This window comes from Bradyrhizobium sp., from assembly GCF_027307225.1.
GTDB lineage: Bacteria > Pseudomonadota > Alphaproteobacteria > Rhizobiales > Xanthobacteraceae > Bradyrhizobium.
Map to the genome: position 1 here is coordinate 37742 of NZ_DAHUXJ010000101.1, position 16670 is coordinate 54411.

General features: G+C 60.0%; 13 protein-coding genes and 1 pseudogene. 10 read left to right on the top strand and 4 right to left on the bottom strand.

Features of this window, described 5'->3' with window-relative positions; translation table 11 throughout:
• Nucleotides 1-1428 carry an ATP-binding protein gene (locus tag M6D32_RS17855; protein ID WP_298258557.1) on the bottom strand — a complete coding sequence of 476 codons (1428 nt, stop codon included), beginning with the start codon at nt 1426-1428 and terminating at the stop codon, nt 1-3.
• Nucleotides 1429-1642: 214 nt separating this feature from the next.
• Here M6D32_RS17855 and M6D32_RS17860 point away from each other — a divergent pair, with 214 nt between their 5' ends.
• From M6D32_RS17860 to M6D32_RS17880, 5 genes are all read left to right on the top strand, one after another.
• Nucleotides 1643-3121 (top strand): HAMP domain-containing sensor histidine kinase, encoded by a 1479-nt coding sequence (locus M6D32_RS17860; protein WP_298258559.1) that lies wholly within the window; start codon nt 1643-1645, stop codon nt 3119-3121.
• On the top strand, nt 3114-3506 hold the full coding sequence (locus M6D32_RS17865) for a response regulator (protein ID WP_298258561.1): 393 nt from the start codon (nt 3114-3116) through the stop codon (nt 3504-3506). Before M6D32_RS17860 ends, M6D32_RS17865 begins: the two co-directional genes overlap by 8 nt.
• Before the next feature lie 417 nt (nt 3507-3923).
• A complete protein-coding gene (locus M6D32_RS17870) occupies nt 3924-5216 on the top strand; it encodes an aminotransferase class I/II-fold pyridoxal phosphate-dependent enzyme (protein WP_298258563.1) in 1293 nt (430 codons plus the stop codon).
• 106 nt (nt 5217-5322) lie between these two features.
• Nucleotides 5323-5973: a methyltransferase gene (locus tag M6D32_RS17875; RefSeq protein WP_298258565.1), complete on the top strand. Its 651-nt coding sequence runs from the start codon at nt 5323-5325 to the stop codon at nt 5971-5973.
• Nucleotides 5974-5982: 9 nt separating this feature from the next.
• Nucleotides 5983-6216, top strand: coding sequence for a PilZ domain-containing protein (locus M6D32_RS17880; protein WP_298258567.1), 234 nt, complete (start codon nt 5983-5985; stop codon nt 6214-6216).
• Nucleotides 6217-6248: 32 nt separating this feature from the next.
• Here the strand turns inward: M6D32_RS17880 and M6D32_RS17885 are convergent, their stop codons facing one another.
• From M6D32_RS17885 to M6D32_RS17895, 3 genes are all read right to left on the bottom strand, one after another.
• Nucleotides 6249-7043, bottom strand: a complete 795-nt coding sequence (locus M6D32_RS17885; RefSeq protein WP_298258569.1) for an adenylate/guanylate cyclase domain-containing protein — start codon at nt 7041-7043, stop codon at nt 6249-6251.
• Nucleotides 7044-7290: 247 nt separating this feature from the next.
• The gene (locus M6D32_RS17890) at nt 7291-8232 is read right to left on the bottom strand and encodes a DUF5996 family protein (protein ID WP_298258571.1); all 942 of its coding nucleotides are present in this window, start codon (nt 8230-8232) and stop codon (nt 7291-7293) included.
• Between the two features lie 129 nt (nt 8233-8361).
• Nucleotides 8362-9594, bottom strand: coding sequence for a rhodanese-like domain-containing protein (locus M6D32_RS17895; protein WP_298258573.1), 1233 nt, complete (start codon nt 9592-9594; stop codon nt 8362-8364).
• A gap of 169 nt (nt 9595-9763) precedes the next feature.
• Between M6D32_RS17895 and M6D32_RS17900 the strand changes: the two genes are divergently transcribed.
• From M6D32_RS17900 to M6D32_RS17920, 5 genes and pseudogenes are all read left to right on the top strand, one after another.
• Nucleotides 9764-11689, top strand: coding sequence for a PAS domain-containing sensor histidine kinase (locus tag M6D32_RS17900; RefSeq protein WP_298258574.1), 1926 nt, complete (start codon nt 9764-9766; stop codon nt 11687-11689).
• A gap of 108 nt (nt 11690-11797) precedes the next feature.
• The gene (locus M6D32_RS17905) at nt 11798-12583 is read left to right on the top strand and encodes a fumarylacetoacetate hydrolase family protein (protein ID WP_298258576.1); all 786 of its coding nucleotides are present in this window, start codon (nt 11798-11800) and stop codon (nt 12581-12583) included.
• Nucleotides 12584-12889: 306 nt separating this feature from the next.
• Nucleotides 12890-14344, top strand: coding sequence for a hypothetical protein (locus M6D32_RS17910; protein ID WP_298258578.1), 1455 nt, complete (start codon nt 12890-12892; stop codon nt 14342-14344).
• A gap of 553 nt (nt 14345-14897) precedes the next feature.
• Nucleotides 14898-15662, top strand: a complete 765-nt coding sequence (locus tag M6D32_RS17915; RefSeq protein WP_298258580.1) for a hypothetical protein — start codon at nt 14898-14900, stop codon at nt 15660-15662.
• A gap of 334 nt (nt 15663-15996) precedes the next feature.
• Nucleotides 15997-16670, top strand: a pseudogene (locus M6D32_RS17920) (hypothetical protein); the annotation flags it as partial.

The window sequence follows — 16670 nt, forward strand, 5'->3', positions numbered from 1 at the left end:
TTACACTGCTGCTGAATGTGCGAAATTCAATACGGTTGCGGTGGTGTCTTGGGCGTCATGCTGCTCGGTCATCCAGGCAAGCACGCGAATGGAAAAGATCGAGCCCTGTCCGACCTCGCTCTTGACGGAGATGGCGCCCCCCATCAGCGCGCAAAGCTTCTGACTGAGCGCCAGCCCAAGGCCGGTGCCGCCATATTTGCTTGCGGTCGAACGATTGGCCTGGCCGAAATTCTGGAACAGCCGGCCGATCTCGTCTTCGGCGATACCGATGCCGGTGTCATGGACCTGGATCTCGATCCAGTCTCCCGCCTGCCGTTTCCGGCGCTGGACGCCCAGCGTGACCGTTCCATTCTGGGTGAATTTCGCCGCGTTACTCAAAAGATTGAGCGCTGCCTGCCGGAGCTTGGTCGGATCGGTCGAGACGATGCCGAGGTCCGGAGGACACTTGACGACGAGCTTGTTGTTGTTCTCGACCACCATCGGCTCGACGGTGGCGACGACTTCGCGCACCATCTCGTTGAGATCGAACTTCTCGATCTTCAGGTCGATATGGTTGGATTCGATTTTCGAGAGATCGAGAACGTCCGTCACCAACGACAACAGATGCTTGCCGGCAGAATTGATGCGTTGAAGATCCGCCTTCTTCCGGCTGTCCTTGCCGTCAAACTCGACGTCGTCGAGCAGGATTTCGGAAAAGCCGATCACCGCGTTGAGCGGCGTGCGAAGTTCATGGCTCATCTTGGCAAGGAAGATCGATTTCGCGCGGTTGGCATGATCGGCCATGTCCTTGGCCTCGCGCAGACGGATCGAGGTTTCGCGATGCCGCTCGGCCTCGCGCTCGAGGTCGGAGCGCATCGTAATCATGTTGGCGTAGTAGATCGCCATCCATGACATGTAAATCGTGGCCGAAAGGATCGAAATCCAGCCGACCATTGAAAGCTGCTCGTGGGAAAGCAGGTCGGGAAAGCCGTAAGCGAGGTAGGCGGCCGAAAAGCCTGCAATGTTGCAGGTGAAAAGTCCGACCACCAGGATCGGGCGCTCCGACAGATAGAAAAATCCGAGCAGAAGGCTGACGAGCATCCACGGCAGGAAGGGCGAACTGACGCCGCCATAGAAGTAAGCGCCGAACAGCGACGTGAAGGCGAGCAGCTCCACCGACATCAGCGCCGACAGCTGTAGATTGCCGGTGCGCTTGTAGACGAAGGGCAGCGCCCAGAAGAGCCAGATGCAAACGATGACGGTCCAGCACGCGAAGCCGGGATGGGGGTCGCTGAGATAGAGGAATACGCTGATGGCCTGCGAAAGCGCGGGCCCCGCCAGATGGGTAAAGACGAAGTTATGCGCCAGCCCACGCTCGGAGCGTTCCAGCTTGGCTTCAGCCGGAATGAACCAGTCGATGAACCTGACTATGCGGCCCCAGATCTGCATGACTATGCGCCCCGCTGGACTTCTGTCACCGCGGAAGTTAGCGCGGCCGCCTTTAAAATTCGGTTTAGCTATGCCTTTTCAGGCATTAACGCGGTTTTAAGCGGAGCCTGAAAATGTTAGCGGTGGGCAGTTATGCGTGCCTGCCCGCAATGCGTCATCGATTCTGACGCGGTCACAACAGACAAAATCATTTGCAGAAGGCGGCGCGATTTTCATGAAAGCCAAACTTGCAGCGGCGATTACCGCCCTCGATCGTCTGGTTAATTATTTCATTCCCCCCGCTATTGCGGCCGATCGGGATACCAGAAACCGGGCCCACGTCTTCCTCGTCAGCCATATCCTTGGCCCGTTCATCGGAAGCGTCGTTCCGATCACCATCTTTGTGCTGGATCCCGCGCCCGGCTACGACGTCGCCGTGCTGGCGACATCGATCATCGCGTTCTGGGCGTTCCCCTTCGTTCTGCGCGCCGGCGTGCCTTACAATCCGCTGGCGCTGATCTCGATCGAGAACCTGATCTTCTGCATTCTGTGGAGCTGCTATTTCTACGGCGGCGTCACCTCGCCGACGCTTGCCTGGGTGCTCGTCATCCCGCTGCTTGCGTTCTTCTATCTCGGCTCGTCGAGCAAGCTGCGGCTGATCGTCGAGGCGATGTTCGCCGTCAACGTCGCCATCTTCGGCGTCTTTTATTTCTTTGGTTTCCACATCAATAACAGCCTGCCGGTTGCGGCCATGCAAGGCCTCGGCCTGGTATCGACGACGGCCGCGGCGCTCTACGTCGCCATGATGGCGCTCTATTATGCGCAGGTTCAGGCCTCGCACAGCGAACTGGAAGGCGAGATGCGCCAGCATATGGCAACGGCGACCGCATTGCGCGCGGCCACCGAGGAAGCCGAGCGGGCCGGCGCCGCAAAAGCCGCGTTCCTGGCCAAGATGAGTCACGAACTGCGCACCCCCCTCAATGCCGTGATCGGTTACAGCCAGATCCTGCTCGAGGACGCCGAGATCGAAGGCGACCGCGCCAGTGTGGCGGATCTGGCCAAGATTCACCTCGCCGGCCAACATCTCCTGAAGCTCGTCAATGAGATTCTCGATCTATCGAAGATCGAGGCAGGCAAGATGGAGCTCGACCTGGAAGAGGTCGACATGTGCGCGCTGATCGCGGAGGTCGCCGAAGGCGGAAGGTCTGCCGCGGCCGGCAACAAAAACGAGTTCACCTGCCGGATCGCGCCTGATCTTGGCTTTTCCCTTTGCGACGCCGGCAGATTCAAGAATATGGCCGGTCAGTTGCTCGATAATGCCGCGAAATTTACCCAAAACGGCAAGGTCGAGATCATCGCCAATCGCGTTGCCGGCGAGGACTGCGACCAGCTCGTGGTCGACATCATCGATACCGGCATTGGCATTGCGCCCGACCAGATCACGCATCTTTTCGAAAAATTCACCGTCGCCGACGATTCCAGCACCAGCAAGTACGGCGGGACGGGGCTCGGATTGGCCCTTAGCCAGAAGCTCTGCAAATTGATGGGCGGAGAAATTTCGGTCGAAAGCACGCCCGGCAACGGCAGCCGCTTCACGATACGGATGCCGCTGGTGGCCGGCCGGCGGCGGACCGACGCGCACGCCGCCGCGACACTTGTGCCGGACGCTTCGGACCATTCGATCTTGGCTGCCGCGGAAGCCTACCATGCATAAGATCCTGCTGGTCGAAGACAATGAAATGAACCAGGACATGCTGACCCGGCGGCTGCAACGCCATGGCTTCTCCGTTTGCTGCGCTCATGACGGAGCCGCCGCTGTGGCCATGGCCGCAAGCGAAACTCCGGACCTGATCCTGATGGATGTGGCCTTGGGCGAGATGGACGGCTGGGAGGCGACGCAGCTGATCAGGGCCAATCCCGCGACTGCGGCGATCCCGATCATTGCGCTGACGGCGCACGCGCTGGCGAGCGATCGGACGAAGAGCGTGGAAGTCGGCTGCTCCGATTTCGATACCAAACCGGTCGACCTGCAGCGGCTGCTCGGCAAGATGCGAGCGCTGCTGCCCGAAGCCAAACAGCCCAGCGCCGCGGTCGCCTGAAGCAACAGACGCCGTTTCCGGCGCCTGTGAAGGCAGCGATTGCAAAAGCAGGAGCGCTCGACCTGACCATGGAAGATACCCGGTAGGTCAACAGCCGCTTCGGACATCCGAAGTACTTCCTCGGTGCTCCCTGGCCAAAACGCAACTCGATTACTGCCGTTACGGCTAATTTTCCGCTAAATGAATAAACTGCTAAGCCGGCAGAAGAAAACGGAGGGAGCCGTTTCAGTCGTCGCCAACCAATTATTCAAGATATCGCCAAGAATCCTATTAAAACTCGTCAAACACGGGTGACGTTAATCTCAAGCTGGCATCGTGCCCACATCGGCAAAAAGCAAAAATCCGATTTGCCGAACGGGGATGATGATGAACGGCGATTCTTATGCCCAGGTGCCTCCTTCAGCTCTAACAGGAAGCATGCGCGATTTTCGCGTGCCGGGTGGCGCTGACCTTTTGGGCCGTACCGAAGGCTTTTATCGCTGGCAGGATCTCCGTCGGCAAAGCGGTCTCTGGCCTTTTTCCCGTGCGACCGAAGACGGGCCGAAAACGATCTGCGCCGCGCAGGACGACAGCGGCAACAAGATGCGCGGCGTCAACTTTGCGTCGCAAGACTATTTGAGCCTGGCCTCGCACCCCGACATCAAGGCGACCGCCATCGAGACCATCGAACGTTGCGGAGTCCACAGCGCGGGTTCGCCTGCGCTCGTCGGCAACACCTCGCACTCGGTTGCACTCGAACACAAGATTTCCGAATTCCTCGCCATGGAGCACGTCGTGCTCTATCCGACCGGATGGGGCGCCGGGTTCGGCGTCGTGAAAGGCCTGGTTCGCTCCGCCGATCACATCGTGATGGACATGCTCGCTCATTCCTGCCTTCAGGAAGGCGCGAACGCCGCCACCAACAACATCCATCTGTTCCGGCATCTCGACAACAACTATTGCCGCAACATCCTCACCAAGATCCGCGGCAAGGACAAACAGAACGGCATTCTGGTGATCACCGAAGGCCTGTTCTCGATGGACTCGGACACGCCGCAGCTTCTCGAGCTTCAGACGCTCTGCCACGAATTCAACGCCACGCTCGTCGTCGACGTCGCGCACGATCTCGGCTCCCTTGGCAAGGAGGGCCGCGGCCATATCGGCCTGCAGGACATGCTGGGCAAGATCGACGTGGTGATGGGAAGTTTTTCGAAGACGTTCGCCTCGAATGGCGGCTTCGTCGCCAGCAATAGCCGCGCTGTGAAGGAATATCTGCGCTTCTACAGCGCACCGGCCACGTTCTCCAATGCGCTATCGCCAGCCCAGGCGGCAACCGTGCTGAAGGCGTTCGACATCGTCGACTCGTTCGAAGGGCGCGTGTTGCGGCTCGAGCTGCTCGCCAACGTCATGACGCTTCGCCGCGAACTGACCGAGGCCGGCCTCGAATATTACGGCGATCCTTCCGCGATCGTTTGCGTCAAGATGGGATCGGAAGGCCTTGCTCGCCTGGTATCCCGCCGTCTGCCCGATCTCGGCCTGGTGGCCAACCTGGTGGAATTTCCCGCCGTGCCGAAGGGCGCTGCACGTATCCGCATGCAGGTCATGGCGCATCACAGCGAGCAGAACATCTCCGATGCAGTCGAAATCCTGAAGACGGCCAAAGCCGAGGCACAGCAGGAATTCGAAATATTTGGTCAGGAAGCGGCGCCTGGCAAACGAATCGCCGCTTAACGGCCTTCCCGGATTGGAATTACAAAGCAGCAAAGGAATTCCGGCTATGCAAATCTGGTCATTTGCCAAGCACGCATTCATGACCTTCTGGTATGGATACGTCAAAATGCTGAATCTGATTTTGCCCTCGATCGTCGTTCAGGGAAAGCGGCTCGTCGTATTTCCTGACGTTTACAAGCCGCTGGAGAACGAATACGCCTGCGCCGATTATTGTCGCGTTGGCGACCGGGTGCTGGACCTCGGTTGCGGGAGCGGCGTTGGAGCCGTTTTCTGCGCGCCGAAGGCACGCGAGCTGCTCGCCGTCGACATCAACCCGTCAGCGGTCAAGAACACGGAAGAGAATTGCCGCCTCAACGGTTTGAACAATGTCCGGGTCAGGCAGAGCGACATGTTCTCCGGCGTCCAGGGCAAGTTCGATCTCATCATCGCCAACCCGCCCTATCTCGAGGCAGAGTTCGACAACGAGGCGCACCAGTTCGCCACATCTGTGCGCTACCTGCCCATGCTCTTCGCGCAAGTCGGTGAACATCTCGCCGATGACGGCCGGCTTCTCATTCAATACCCGATGTGGTTTCGCGGGTTGATCGAGCGACTTGGAGCGGAGCGCGGTCTGAAGCTGACGGAGGTGCGGCGCATGCCGCTTAAATCTCCGGGGCTCCTTCTCCTCAGCCTGCTCTATATGCAATTCGGCTTCCGCTCGGCCTTCTACCTGCTTGAGCCGGTGGGTAGGCCCATCACGACGCGGCTCGCCGCCTAGCGTCGGTCCATGGAAAGCAGAGTTCAACGCCGCCGCTCGTTTAAGGCCGGAACGATCGGGTTCGGAGAGGGTCGGATCGACTGCATCGTCAAGAACGTCTCTGACGCCGGCGCCGGACTTGAAGTCTCCACTCCGCTTTACATCCCCGAACAGTTTACACTGTTTGTCTCCAGCGACGATTTCAAGCGACCCTGCCAGGTTGTCTGGCGTCGAGCAAACCGGATCGGTGTCGTCTTCAAATAGGCCAAAAGCAGATGTCCAGCTTGCGAGACGCCTCAATGTTCGACCCGGTACAGGCGCCATCGCCCCGGCACGCCTTTGAGCTGGTGGAGGCCGCGATCCTTGAAACGGATTGCGGTCTGCGGCATCAGATCCTTGACCGCGCTTGAGACCAGAATTTCGCCGGCACGGGCTTTTGCGGCGACGCGCGCGCCGATGTGAAATGCGAGACCAACCACGTCCGCCCCGCCCACCTTGTATTCGCCGGCGTGCAACCCCACCCTGATCTCCAGTCCCAACGTGCGCACGGCCGCGAGGATTGCGGACGCGCAACGGATCCCGGCGGCCGGCACGCCGAACGTCGCCAGCATTCCGTCGCCCGTCGTCACGACTTCTTTTCCGCGCAACGTCTTCAGCTCTCGGCGGACGGCGGCGTAGTAATGATTCATCACCACTGTCCAACGCGAATCGCCGAGCCGCGCGGCTTTTTCGGTGGACCGAACGATATCGACAAAGAGGATGGTGCCGAGCGCTTGTCCGAGCCCGGCGTCACGCGCTGCGGTTCGGCGCCGAGTCGCAATATTTCCAGCCAGCGGTTCATAGCGATGATTGCGTCGTCGCGCGATTGCGGCTTTTGCATAGTCCTTGGCACGCTGCACCGTGCCGCAACGAACTGTTTTCACCCTCGGTGGAAGCGTCCAGTAAACCTTTCGTCCATCGCCGACGCCAAGGACTTCCACCGCGCCCCACTTCAGAGAAATCGCCGAGCCAACCCGTCGAATACACCATGCCTTTGAGGTGTATCCGGAAACGTTGGACTGATGGACTCCGATGCGAAGGAATTTGGGCATGAACGCGCGGCCGATCGAAGGCTAATTAAGGCAAAGCGTATTCATACATTCCCGCATTGGCAACGGCACTTGCGGTCGAAAAATTGCCGACGCCTCTCGTATCATTCGCGTTGACGATCAACCCTGCGAGAGCACCATGGCGACAAGGGTTCCGCCGTCCTGTCGAGCGAGCCCGTTCAGCGAAAGCAGAGCAAGAAAAGAGAAGAGCTCGGCCATATGGCACAGCCCTCACGTTTTTGAGGCGCGTTCAGGCGTCCTCGGGTACCTGACCAGGTCTGCCTTGTGCCCGCTCGAGGCGAGAACGCTCCCAAGGGGCAAGGTTGGCGGCGGCTTCGTACGTGCTTTGCAAGAAGACCAAGAGTGCCGTGTCGGGATCTGCGCTGGAGCGAACCGCGTCGTAAGACAACAGGAATTCTCCAAGCTGAACATCGAACATGGCGGCGTCAGGCTCAACCCTGGCTAGGTTGAAGCCGGCTGGCACGGGATAGGCGTAGCTGTAGAAGGTGGGACGCTCGACACCAGGCCAAAAGCCCGCGCTTGACACCTCCCTGCAATATGCTTCGCGAGCCACGGCGTTCGGCACGTGAGGCATGCCGCCCGGGTGCGGCGGAGCATCGCGCCCCGAGAAGCGGGTCACCGCCAAATCAAAGCTGCCCCAGAACAGGTGAATGGGGCTGCATTTGCCGATAAAGCGCGAGCGAAATAGCAGGAAGACCCGCTGCACCTGCAGCATGGCGCGCCAATACGCTCTTGCGGCCTCGGGATCGTAAGCACGCAGCGCACGATCCTCGTCGAAGGCAATCGCGTCTGGAATTTCGCAGGGCATCAGATGGACGTCAACCGCCAACCCAAGCTCGGCAAGCGCCGTCATCGTCGCATCGTAGAAAGCGGCAACACTCAGCGCTTCCAATTTCACGCGCCTCGTCTCGCCGGCGGCGGTGTCGATCCGCAAGACGTCGCTCAATAAATCAAACTCGATTTCAAAAGCGCGACCGCCCGCATAGATCGGTCCGGTGGCGAAGCCGCGGCCCGACAGGTAAAAGGTCGCCTGCCAGCTATGATTGATCCAAGGTGTCAGCATCAGCCGCACCTTGCCGACCACTTGGCTCCAGAGATGAAGAACATCGGTCGTCGGCCGAAGATTTAACGCCGCCAAGTCGGGCCACGAATTGTTGGACGTCCTGGACATCATGAACACCTCCCTGCAGAAGCTGACATCATTCGATCACGCGCGCAGCCATTGGCCGCTTCCTCCGTAAGCTCGCAAACGCATCGACAGGAGTTCGGCTTCAGCCTTACGAATCGGACGACGCTCTTCTCAGATCACGAAGAAACCGTGCGTGCCGTCGCGCTTGAGCTGTTCGACCAGACCGTATTCCCAATCGAAATAGGCTTGCATCGCGTCGCTCGACGCTTCGGTGCCTTCGTAAGGACGCCGGTAGCGATGCAATGGATCAGCCTTCGGCAGAGCCGGCGGAGGTCCAACTTCGAGGGCGCGATCGTAGCTGCCCTCGAGCACATAAACCTCGAAAGCCATCTGCGCGAGCCATGACGCGGTCATGTCGGCGCGTACGCCCTTGTCGTCGGTCAGAACGATGCGCGCGCCGCGCACCGGCGCGGCCATGTCGATCTCCTGCACAAGCTGGCCGCCTGGATAGTGACGAAAGCCCGGAATATGCCCGGCCGCGTAATCTTCGAGGGGACGAACGTCGAGGCGATACAGCGTTCGCGTTCGATCCCGTTCGAGCGCCGCAACATGACCCGGATCGAGGTGCCGGACGCCGGCGCGGTAGGCGACTTCGCGCGCCCTATCTCTCGCGCCCTCGAACAGGCCGATGCCGCCGCGCCGGTCAGCGCCGTGCTCGAGCGGCTGGTTGGCGAGTGTCCAGCCCATCGTGCCATTGCGAAGCGCGACCACCCGGTTTGCGACACCGGCATTGATCAGCGATTGCGTGCCGATGATCGATCGGGTGCGGCCTGCGCAGTTCACGACAATGGTGGTCGCGGGATCGGGCGCGACGTGGCCTGCACGAAGCACCAATTCCGCGCCGGGTACGCTGAGCGAGCCCGGGATGTTCATATTGGCGTATTCATCGGGCCGCCGAACATCGAGAATCCGGACATCGGCGTGGCTCGCCAGCAGGGAGGCGACTTCTTCGGCCGACAATGACGGCGTATGGCGGCGCGACTCCACCAGTTCGCCAAAGGCCTTGGCGTACGAATTGACGTCGATGAAAATTTCAAAACCTGCCTTCCGCCAGGCTTCGAGCCCCCCATCAAGATGACGAATGTCGGTATACCCCAGGGCCTTGAGACGAGCCGCGGCCTCGGCCACGAGACCTTCGCCGGCGTCATAGACCACGATCGGCACGTCCTTGCGCGGCAGCCGTGCCCCGGCCTCGAGCGCAATCTGCCCCACAGCCATGTTGGCGGCAAACAGCGGATGGCCGGTGGCAGAGTCTGCCTCATGGCGCAGATCGAGCAGCGCGATTTCCTGGCGCAACAGCAGCATGCTGCGCACTTGCAAGGGGGTAACAGGTGGAATGTTCATGGACACGCAGCTTTAAAGAAGGGAAGTTTAGCCTTGCACGGCCGCTTGCCCAATTTCAACCGGCCGGCCGGATCGGCCGCCATATCGTGCCAGGCATATTGGAACTTCCAGTTAGGTCAGGCGTTTATCTCGGTTAAATCGATGTCTTCCTGGCAAGTGGGGGATCTGCGTGGAGCGTACGGAACGGTTAGAGGCCTCGGAATCAAACGAAGGCCGCTTCCGCCTGCTCATTGATGCGATCACCGATTACGCCATTTACATGCTCGATCCGGACGGGACAATCACCAGCTGGAATCCCGGCGCCAGGCGTTTCAAGGGATACGAGGAATCCGAAATCATCGGCGAGAATTTCTCGCGTTTCTATTCGCCGGAAGACCGCAAGGCCGGGCTTCCGGAGCATGCCCTTGATATCGCCGCGCGCGAGGGCCGCTTCGAAAGCGAGGGCTGGCGCGTCCGCAAGGACGGCACCAAATTCTGGGCATTGGCGATCATCGATCCGATCCGAGACAATGCCGGCGACCTGATCGGCTTCGCCAAGATCACGCGTGACCTGACCGAGCGACGGAAGGCCGAAGCCACGTTGCGCAACAGCCAGGAGCAGTTTCGCCTCCTGGTGCAAGGCGTCACCGACTATGCGATCTTCATGTTGAGCCCCGAAGGATGCGTTTCAAGCTGGAATCCCGGAGCCCAGCGCATCAAGGGCTATAGCCCCGAGGAAATCATCGGCCGGCACTTCTCGCGCTTCTATACCGAGGAGGATCGGCAAGCCGGCCGCCCGGAAGAAGCGCTCGCTATTGCCGCAAGAGAAGGACGCGTCGAAAGAGAGGGGTGGCGGGTTCGCAAGGACGGGACGAAATTCTTTGCTCACGTCGTCATCGATGCGATTTACAGCCCCGACGGATCGCTGCTCGGCTTCGCCAAGATCACCCGCGACATCACCGAGCGAAGAAATGCGGCACGCGCACTGGAGGAGACCCGCGAGGCGCTGCTGCAATCGCAGAAGATGGAAGCGATCGGTCACTTGACCGGCGGCATCGCGCACGACTTCAACAATCTGCTGATGGCCATTCAAGGCAGCCTGGAGCTTTTGCAAAGACGGTTGCCCGGGCACGATCCGAAAATCGCGCGGCTGATCGACAACGCCGTTCAAGGAACGCGGCGCGGCGCCGCGCTGACGCAGCGGATGCTGGCCTTTGCCCGGCGTCAGGAACTGAAGCTCGTACCGCTCGACGTGCGCGATGTGGTGCAGCAAATGACCAATCTCTTGCAGGGTTCGCTCGGTCCGTCGGTTCGGGTCGAAACGCGTTTTCCTCCCGAGCTCCCGAAAGTGGCGGCTGACGCCACCCAACTCGAACTCGCGCTGCTCAACCTCGCGATCAATGGGCGCGACGCAATGCCCAATGGCGGCGCCATCACGATCGGCGCGACCGAACGAGCCGATGTGCCGGGCCTGAAAGCGGGAAATTATCTCTGTGTGAGCGTGACCGACACCGGCACCGGCATGGACGAAGAAACACTCAAGCGCGCCATGGAGCCGTTTTTCACGACCAAAGGCGTCGGCAAGGGGACGGGCCTTGGACTGCCAATGGTCCACGGAATGGCCGAACAATCCGGCGGGAAACTGCTCCTGAAAAGCACGCCTGGCAAGGGAACGGCGGCCGAACTCTATCTCCGGGTCGCACCAAACGAGAAGGCCCTGCCGGCGCAAAGCGCCGAGACCCCTGCTCCCTCGCCGGTCAACAAGAGCCTTGCAATTCTCACGGTCGACGATGACCCGCTGGTCGCGCTCAACACCTCGGCCCTGCTCGAAGAGCTCGGCCATACGGTTTACAGCGCGCCTTCTGCCCTGGACGCGCTCGACATCATGCACCGGGAAAAGAACATCGATCTGATGATCACCGATCAGCTGATGCCCGACATGACCGGCTCTGAGCTCGCCGCGAGGATCCGGGCGGAGAACGCGCATATTCCGATCATTCTGGCGACCGGATACGCCGAACTCGCGCCGGGAGAAGGCGAAGGACTGCCACGGCTCGCAAAACCGTTCAGCCAGCGCGAATTGGCGGAAGCGATCGCCCGCGCCGTGACGTCTTGAAATCGATCGCATATCCGGCCATCTCTCCGATCTGCCGAACGCGACTCGCGAGAGCCGTTTGACCGCGGCTGTCGAGGCGCTAAGATTTGCCGGAAACGGAGAAGAAACATGGAGGATATCACGGCTCAGCGTGCGGCTGAATGGCTCGTGGCCGAACACCGGGCCGGCCGCCGCTTTGTGACGTTGGAACCGCCGGCTGCACCTGCCACCATTTCGGATGCCTACGATATTCAGGACAGATATGTCGCGCTGCTGCGCCGTGAGAACGGAGGTCCGGTCGGCTACAAGGTTGGGCTGACGTCGGCGACGATGCAAGCGTTTTGCCGGATCGATCACCCGATCGCCGGCGTCGTGCTTGCTTCGCGCCTGCATCGTTCGGGCAGCAGGGTGCCGCGAGCAGATTTTGGGCGGCTCGGCCTTGAATTTGAAATCGCGGTCCGCATCAAGTCGGATATCCCGGCAACTGCGGCGGGGCATACCGTGGAGACGATCGCCCCCCACATTGACGGCGTTTGCGCCGCGATCGAACTGGTCGACGACCGCGCTGCGGATTATGCGAGCATCGATGTGCGCTCACTGGTGGCGGATAATTCCTGGAATGCCGGCATTGTACTTTCGGACTTCAAACCGGCCTGGCCCGATCTTGCGCCCCTGCCCGGGCGCGCGACGAAGGACGGCGATCTGATCGGCGAGGGATGCGGGCGAGATATCCTCGGGCATCCCTTCAATTCGGTGGCCTGGCTTGCCGCTCAGTTGGCTTCACGCGGCGGCGCACTGAAGGCAGGTGAGGTCGTGATGACCGGAAGCGTCATGAAAACCGTCTTCCCCGAGCAGGACGCGCATTATCGTTTCGACCTCGAGGGACTGGGCTTCGTCGAGGTACAAGTTTCCTAATCGAGTTCAGTTAAGTTCGGAGTGGATGTTGTTTCCGAGATTTTCTGCCTTGCTCCCGATGCCGTCAACAGGATGCTGCGCGACTTCTTCGGCTGAATGACCGGCGGATCCGCCTTGACCATCACCCGGCGGCAAGACCTGTCCGCTGCCAATGAGCCGGGCCGCCACGGATAAACCGTCTTCGGCCCGCCAAAGTCGACTGCCTAAAATCATTGGGAGGACGGTTGGCTGGAGCGGACAAGTGCGCTTAATCCGTGATAATTCCGAATCAGGCCGTTACCCCGTGACCAGCAGGCTGTAGACATCGTGAGCGTCCCCGGAACCCGCCCGTCAGCCATCGCGCGCATCCGGGCCCTTTTAAGTCAGCCCGCCCACCATTACCGCCCGGCCACCACGGTTTTTCTCGACCTGAACGTCGATCGCGTCGCCGACGAATTCGGCTTGGCCACCCTTGGAACCGAGCGTGGCGCCGAGAACCGTCCGACCTCCGACGCCCAGACGATGGACGACGTCGAGCACAAGATCGTCGAGCGCATCGAGGCCCACAAGCAGGACGCGAACGTCATCTATCTCGAGCAGTTGCACACCTATGACGAGCGACTGAACGCGCTGTCGTTCGAGGAGCGCTTTGCCACCATCCAGCAGGCCGCGCCGGAGGCGGTCGGCGATTTTCGCGCCGAAGCGACCGTTGGCCGCGACGAGCTTTTCGTTTTGCGCCGGCGCCTGAACGAGTCCGAAATCGAGCGCGAGCAGTTTCGCAAACATCACCGCATCGAACGCCCGGCGCGGCTGGCGAGCCCCGGCAAGGTCATCCTGAAGATCGGCGTTCTTGCGATCCTGTTGATCATCGAGGTCGTGATCAACGGAAGCTTTCTCGCCAAGGCCAATCTCGGCGGCCTGCTGGGCGGAGCCGTGCAGGCCGTGGCCTTCGCGGCGCTCAACATCATTGCCAGCTTCTTCTGGGGCATGGTGCTGATCCGCCTGGTCAATCGTCGGAACTATCTCTTGAAGCTGGTCGGCGTCGTGTCTTTCCTGGCCTATCTCGCCTTCGCGGCCGCACTGAATCTCACGCTGTCGCATTTGCGCGAAATTCCGCCTGCGGTCGCCCTGAGCGACAATGTCGGGCAGGAAGTGCTGCATCGCCTGCTGACCACACCTTACGGCCTCACCGACATCAATTCGTGGTTGCTGTTCGCGCTTGGCTTTGTCTTTTCGCTGATCGCAATGGCGGACGGCTTGTTGTTCTTCGATCCCTACATGGGCTATGTCGGGCTTGAGCGGCGCTGGATCGAGGCGACCCGCCAGTTTGCCGATGCGCGCGGCGAACTGATCGAGCGGCTTCGGGATATTCGCGAAGACGCCACCGAGGCCATGAACGAGGCGGCACGCGATCTGTCGGTTCGGCGCAGCGAATACGATTCGCTGCTGCAGGGCAGGCAGCGGCTGGCGCAACGCTTCGACCAGCATCAAAACCAGATCGAACAGACCGCGCGTGCCTTGCTCGAAATCTACCGCGAAGCGAACCGCAAGGTCCGTTCGACGCCAACTCCCCCCTATTTTGCCAAGCCCTACGGCATGGAACGGATCAGCTATGCAGGCGGGGAACCGAGCGCCAGCGCTCGCGATAATTTGCGTACCATGATCGCCGAGACCCAGGCGTTGCTGAGCCAACAGATCAAGGCAATCCACGAAGCATTCGACCGGGCGGTGCGCACCTATCGCGAGATCGACGAATTGCTGCCGGAGAAGGCGAGTGGCTAGTGGAGTGGATTTGACATTCGCGACCCACCCGGCCGCGAATTCGCAAAGCGAATGTCAAATCCTAAACTCCACTAGAATCATATATTTGCTAGTGGTCCTTTGATTCTAACATTCGCAAAAGTGCACGCTGAGAAGGGATGCGAATGTTAGAATCGGACCACTAGTGCGGCGAATTTGAAGTTCCTATCGTTTCGCCGCGAGTTGGCCATAGGAACTTCAAATTCAAAAGCCGCACTAGTGTAGTGGATTTTACAATCGCTCCCCCCAAGCAGCGAGTCCGGAAAGCGAATGTCAAATCCTAAACTACACTAGAATCTAATATTTCTAGTGATCCTATGATTCTAACATTCGCAAAGTGCACGCTGAGGGGGGATGCGAATGTTAGAATCGGATCACTAGCATCAATAAAGTTGCTAGAGCTCGTTCGATTCCGAAGTTCGCATTAGAGGTTGCCGCGATGTCATACGAACTTCGGAATCGGAGCTCTAGACGCCGTCCGAGGCAACGCAGTTCAGCGGCGCTCGGCTGGTCAGGCTTCGGCGGCGCCCTGCTCTTGCTGCTCGCGATCGGCTGCGGCGGCGCGCTGGCCTATTTCTATTTCTCGGCCCCCGAACGGCCGGTGCTCGACGCGCAAACGCTTTGTCCGGTCAATGGCCCGAAGGGAATAACCGTGGTGCTGGTCGACACCTCGGACGACCTGCCGGAGACGACGCGGCGCGAAGTATTGGGTCAGCTCGACGACATGATCACGACGCTGCCGCCCTATTACAAGCTGGATATCCGCGTTCTCGATATCGCCGGCGTGCGAAGCCGTTCACTGTTCGCGAAATGCAACCCCGGTGACGGCGCCGGCCTGAGCGAATGGACCGACAACCCGCGGATCGCGCGGCTGCGCTGGATCGCGGATTTTCGAAAACCCGCTGCCGAAGCCGTCAAGAGCAGCGTTTCCGCGGCCAAAGCGAACAGTTCACCGATCATGGCCGCGATCCAGGACATCGCCATCAGCGAATTCTCCAGTGCAGCGCGGGAAAATGCCCGCAAAACACTCTATGTTATTTCCGACATGATCGAGTACACCAAGGACTACAGCCAGTATCCGCGCGCGGGGGATCTGTCGTTCCAGCGCTACAAGCAATCGCCGGCCTACCTGAAGTTCCGCACCGACCTGCATGGCGCCACCGTCATCCTGCGCTACGTGACCCGGCAGACCGGCCACCAGCAGATTGTCGACAGCACCAAGCACATGGAATTCTGGAAAGCCTGGATTGAAGACAACCGCGGCACGTTCGGCGGCGTCAAACGGCTGCAGGGAGCCTAGAGCTCCGATTCCGAAGTTCGCAAGCTGTCGGGTCAGACTCTGGTGCGAACTTCGGAATCAAAGGAGCTCTAGCAAACTTTATTGTTTTTGAGTAGCGGCTTTGCATTTGAAGTTCCTATAACGAATCCCCGGCAAAACTGATAGGAACTTCAAATCCGCCGCACTAGTGGAGTGGATTTGACATTCGCTACCCACCTGGCCGCGAATTCGGAAAGCGAATGTCAAATCCTAACTCCACTAGAAACATATATTTGGTAGTGGTCCTTTAATTCTGACATTCGCAAAGAGGGCCGCTGAGAAGGGATGCGAATGTTAGAATTGGACCACTAGCGTCATGGCGGACTACGAGTTCAAGCCCAATCTGCCGCCCGGCCTCGTCAACGGACTGTTGTTCTTTGCCGTCGTCGTCGCCGGCAGCGGTTACATCATTTTCTCGAAGCTGAACGATTTTGGCGCGATGGCGGTCACCGCCGTTCCGGTCATGATCATGACCGGCTACGCGGGCCTGCTTGGAGCGCGCCGGTTCCGCCTGCGCGACGACCAGTCGGGCGACAATCTCTACTACATGGGATTTCTGTTCACGCTGACGAGCCTTGCCGTTTCGCTGTATCAGTTTTCGGCGGCCGGCTCAGCGGAACAAATCGTGCAGAATTTCGGTATCGCCATCGCCTCGACGATTGCCGGCATCACCTTGCGGATCATGTTCAACCAGATGCGGCGCGATCCGATCGAAACCGAAGCAACGTCCCGGCTCGAACTGGCCGAAGCCGCGCGGCGGGTGAAGCGTGAACTCGAGAGTTCGATTCTCGAGTTCGGCTATTTCCGCCGCATGACCCAGCAGTCCATCGCCGATGCGATGGATGAGATGCGGGAAAGCGTTGGCAAGGCGCACCGGCAATTTGCCGGAGAGCTGGAGAAGCTTGCGACCAGCGCAAGCGTGCCGTTCGAGCAATCGTCGAAGGTCTCCGGCGCTACCCTGGCGAGCCTGAACAAGCGGACGGTCGAAGT

Coding starts and splice junctions, on each gene's coding strand:
- M6D32_RS17880 (WP_298258567.1), top strand. CDS start 5,983: ATGGAAAGCAGAGTTCAACGCCGCCGCTCGTTTAAGGCCGGAACGATC.
- M6D32_RS17905 (WP_298258576.1), top strand. CDS start 11,798: ATGGAGGATATCACGGCTCAGCGTGCGGCTGAATGGCTCGTGGCCGAA.
- M6D32_RS17860 (WP_298258559.1), top strand. CDS start 1,643: ATGAAAGCCAAACTTGCAGCGGCGATTACCGCCCTCGATCGTCTGGTT.
- M6D32_RS17875 (WP_298258565.1), top strand. CDS start 5,323: ATGCTGAATCTGATTTTGCCCTCGATCGTCGTTCAGGGAAAGCGGCTC.
- M6D32_RS17865 (WP_298258561.1), top strand. CDS start 3,114: ATGCATAAGATCCTGCTGGTCGAAGACAATGAAATGAACCAGGACATG.
- M6D32_RS17855 (WP_298258557.1), bottom strand. CDS start 1,428: ATGCAGATCTGGGGCCGCATAGTCAGGTTCATCGACTGGTTCATTCCG.
- M6D32_RS17890 (WP_298258571.1), bottom strand. CDS start 8,232: ATGTCCAGGACGTCCAACAATTCGTGGCCCGACTTGGCGGCGTTAAAT.
- M6D32_RS17885 (WP_298258569.1), bottom strand. CDS start 7,043: ATGCCCAAATTCCTTCGCATCGGAGTCCATCAGTCCAACGTTTCCGGA.
- M6D32_RS17870 (WP_298258563.1), top strand. CDS start 3,924: ATGCGCGATTTTCGCGTGCCGGGTGGCGCTGACCTTTTGGGCCGTACC.
- M6D32_RS17895 (WP_298258573.1), bottom strand. CDS start 9,594: ATGAACATTCCACCTGTTACCCCCTTGCAAGTGCGCAGCATGCTGCTG.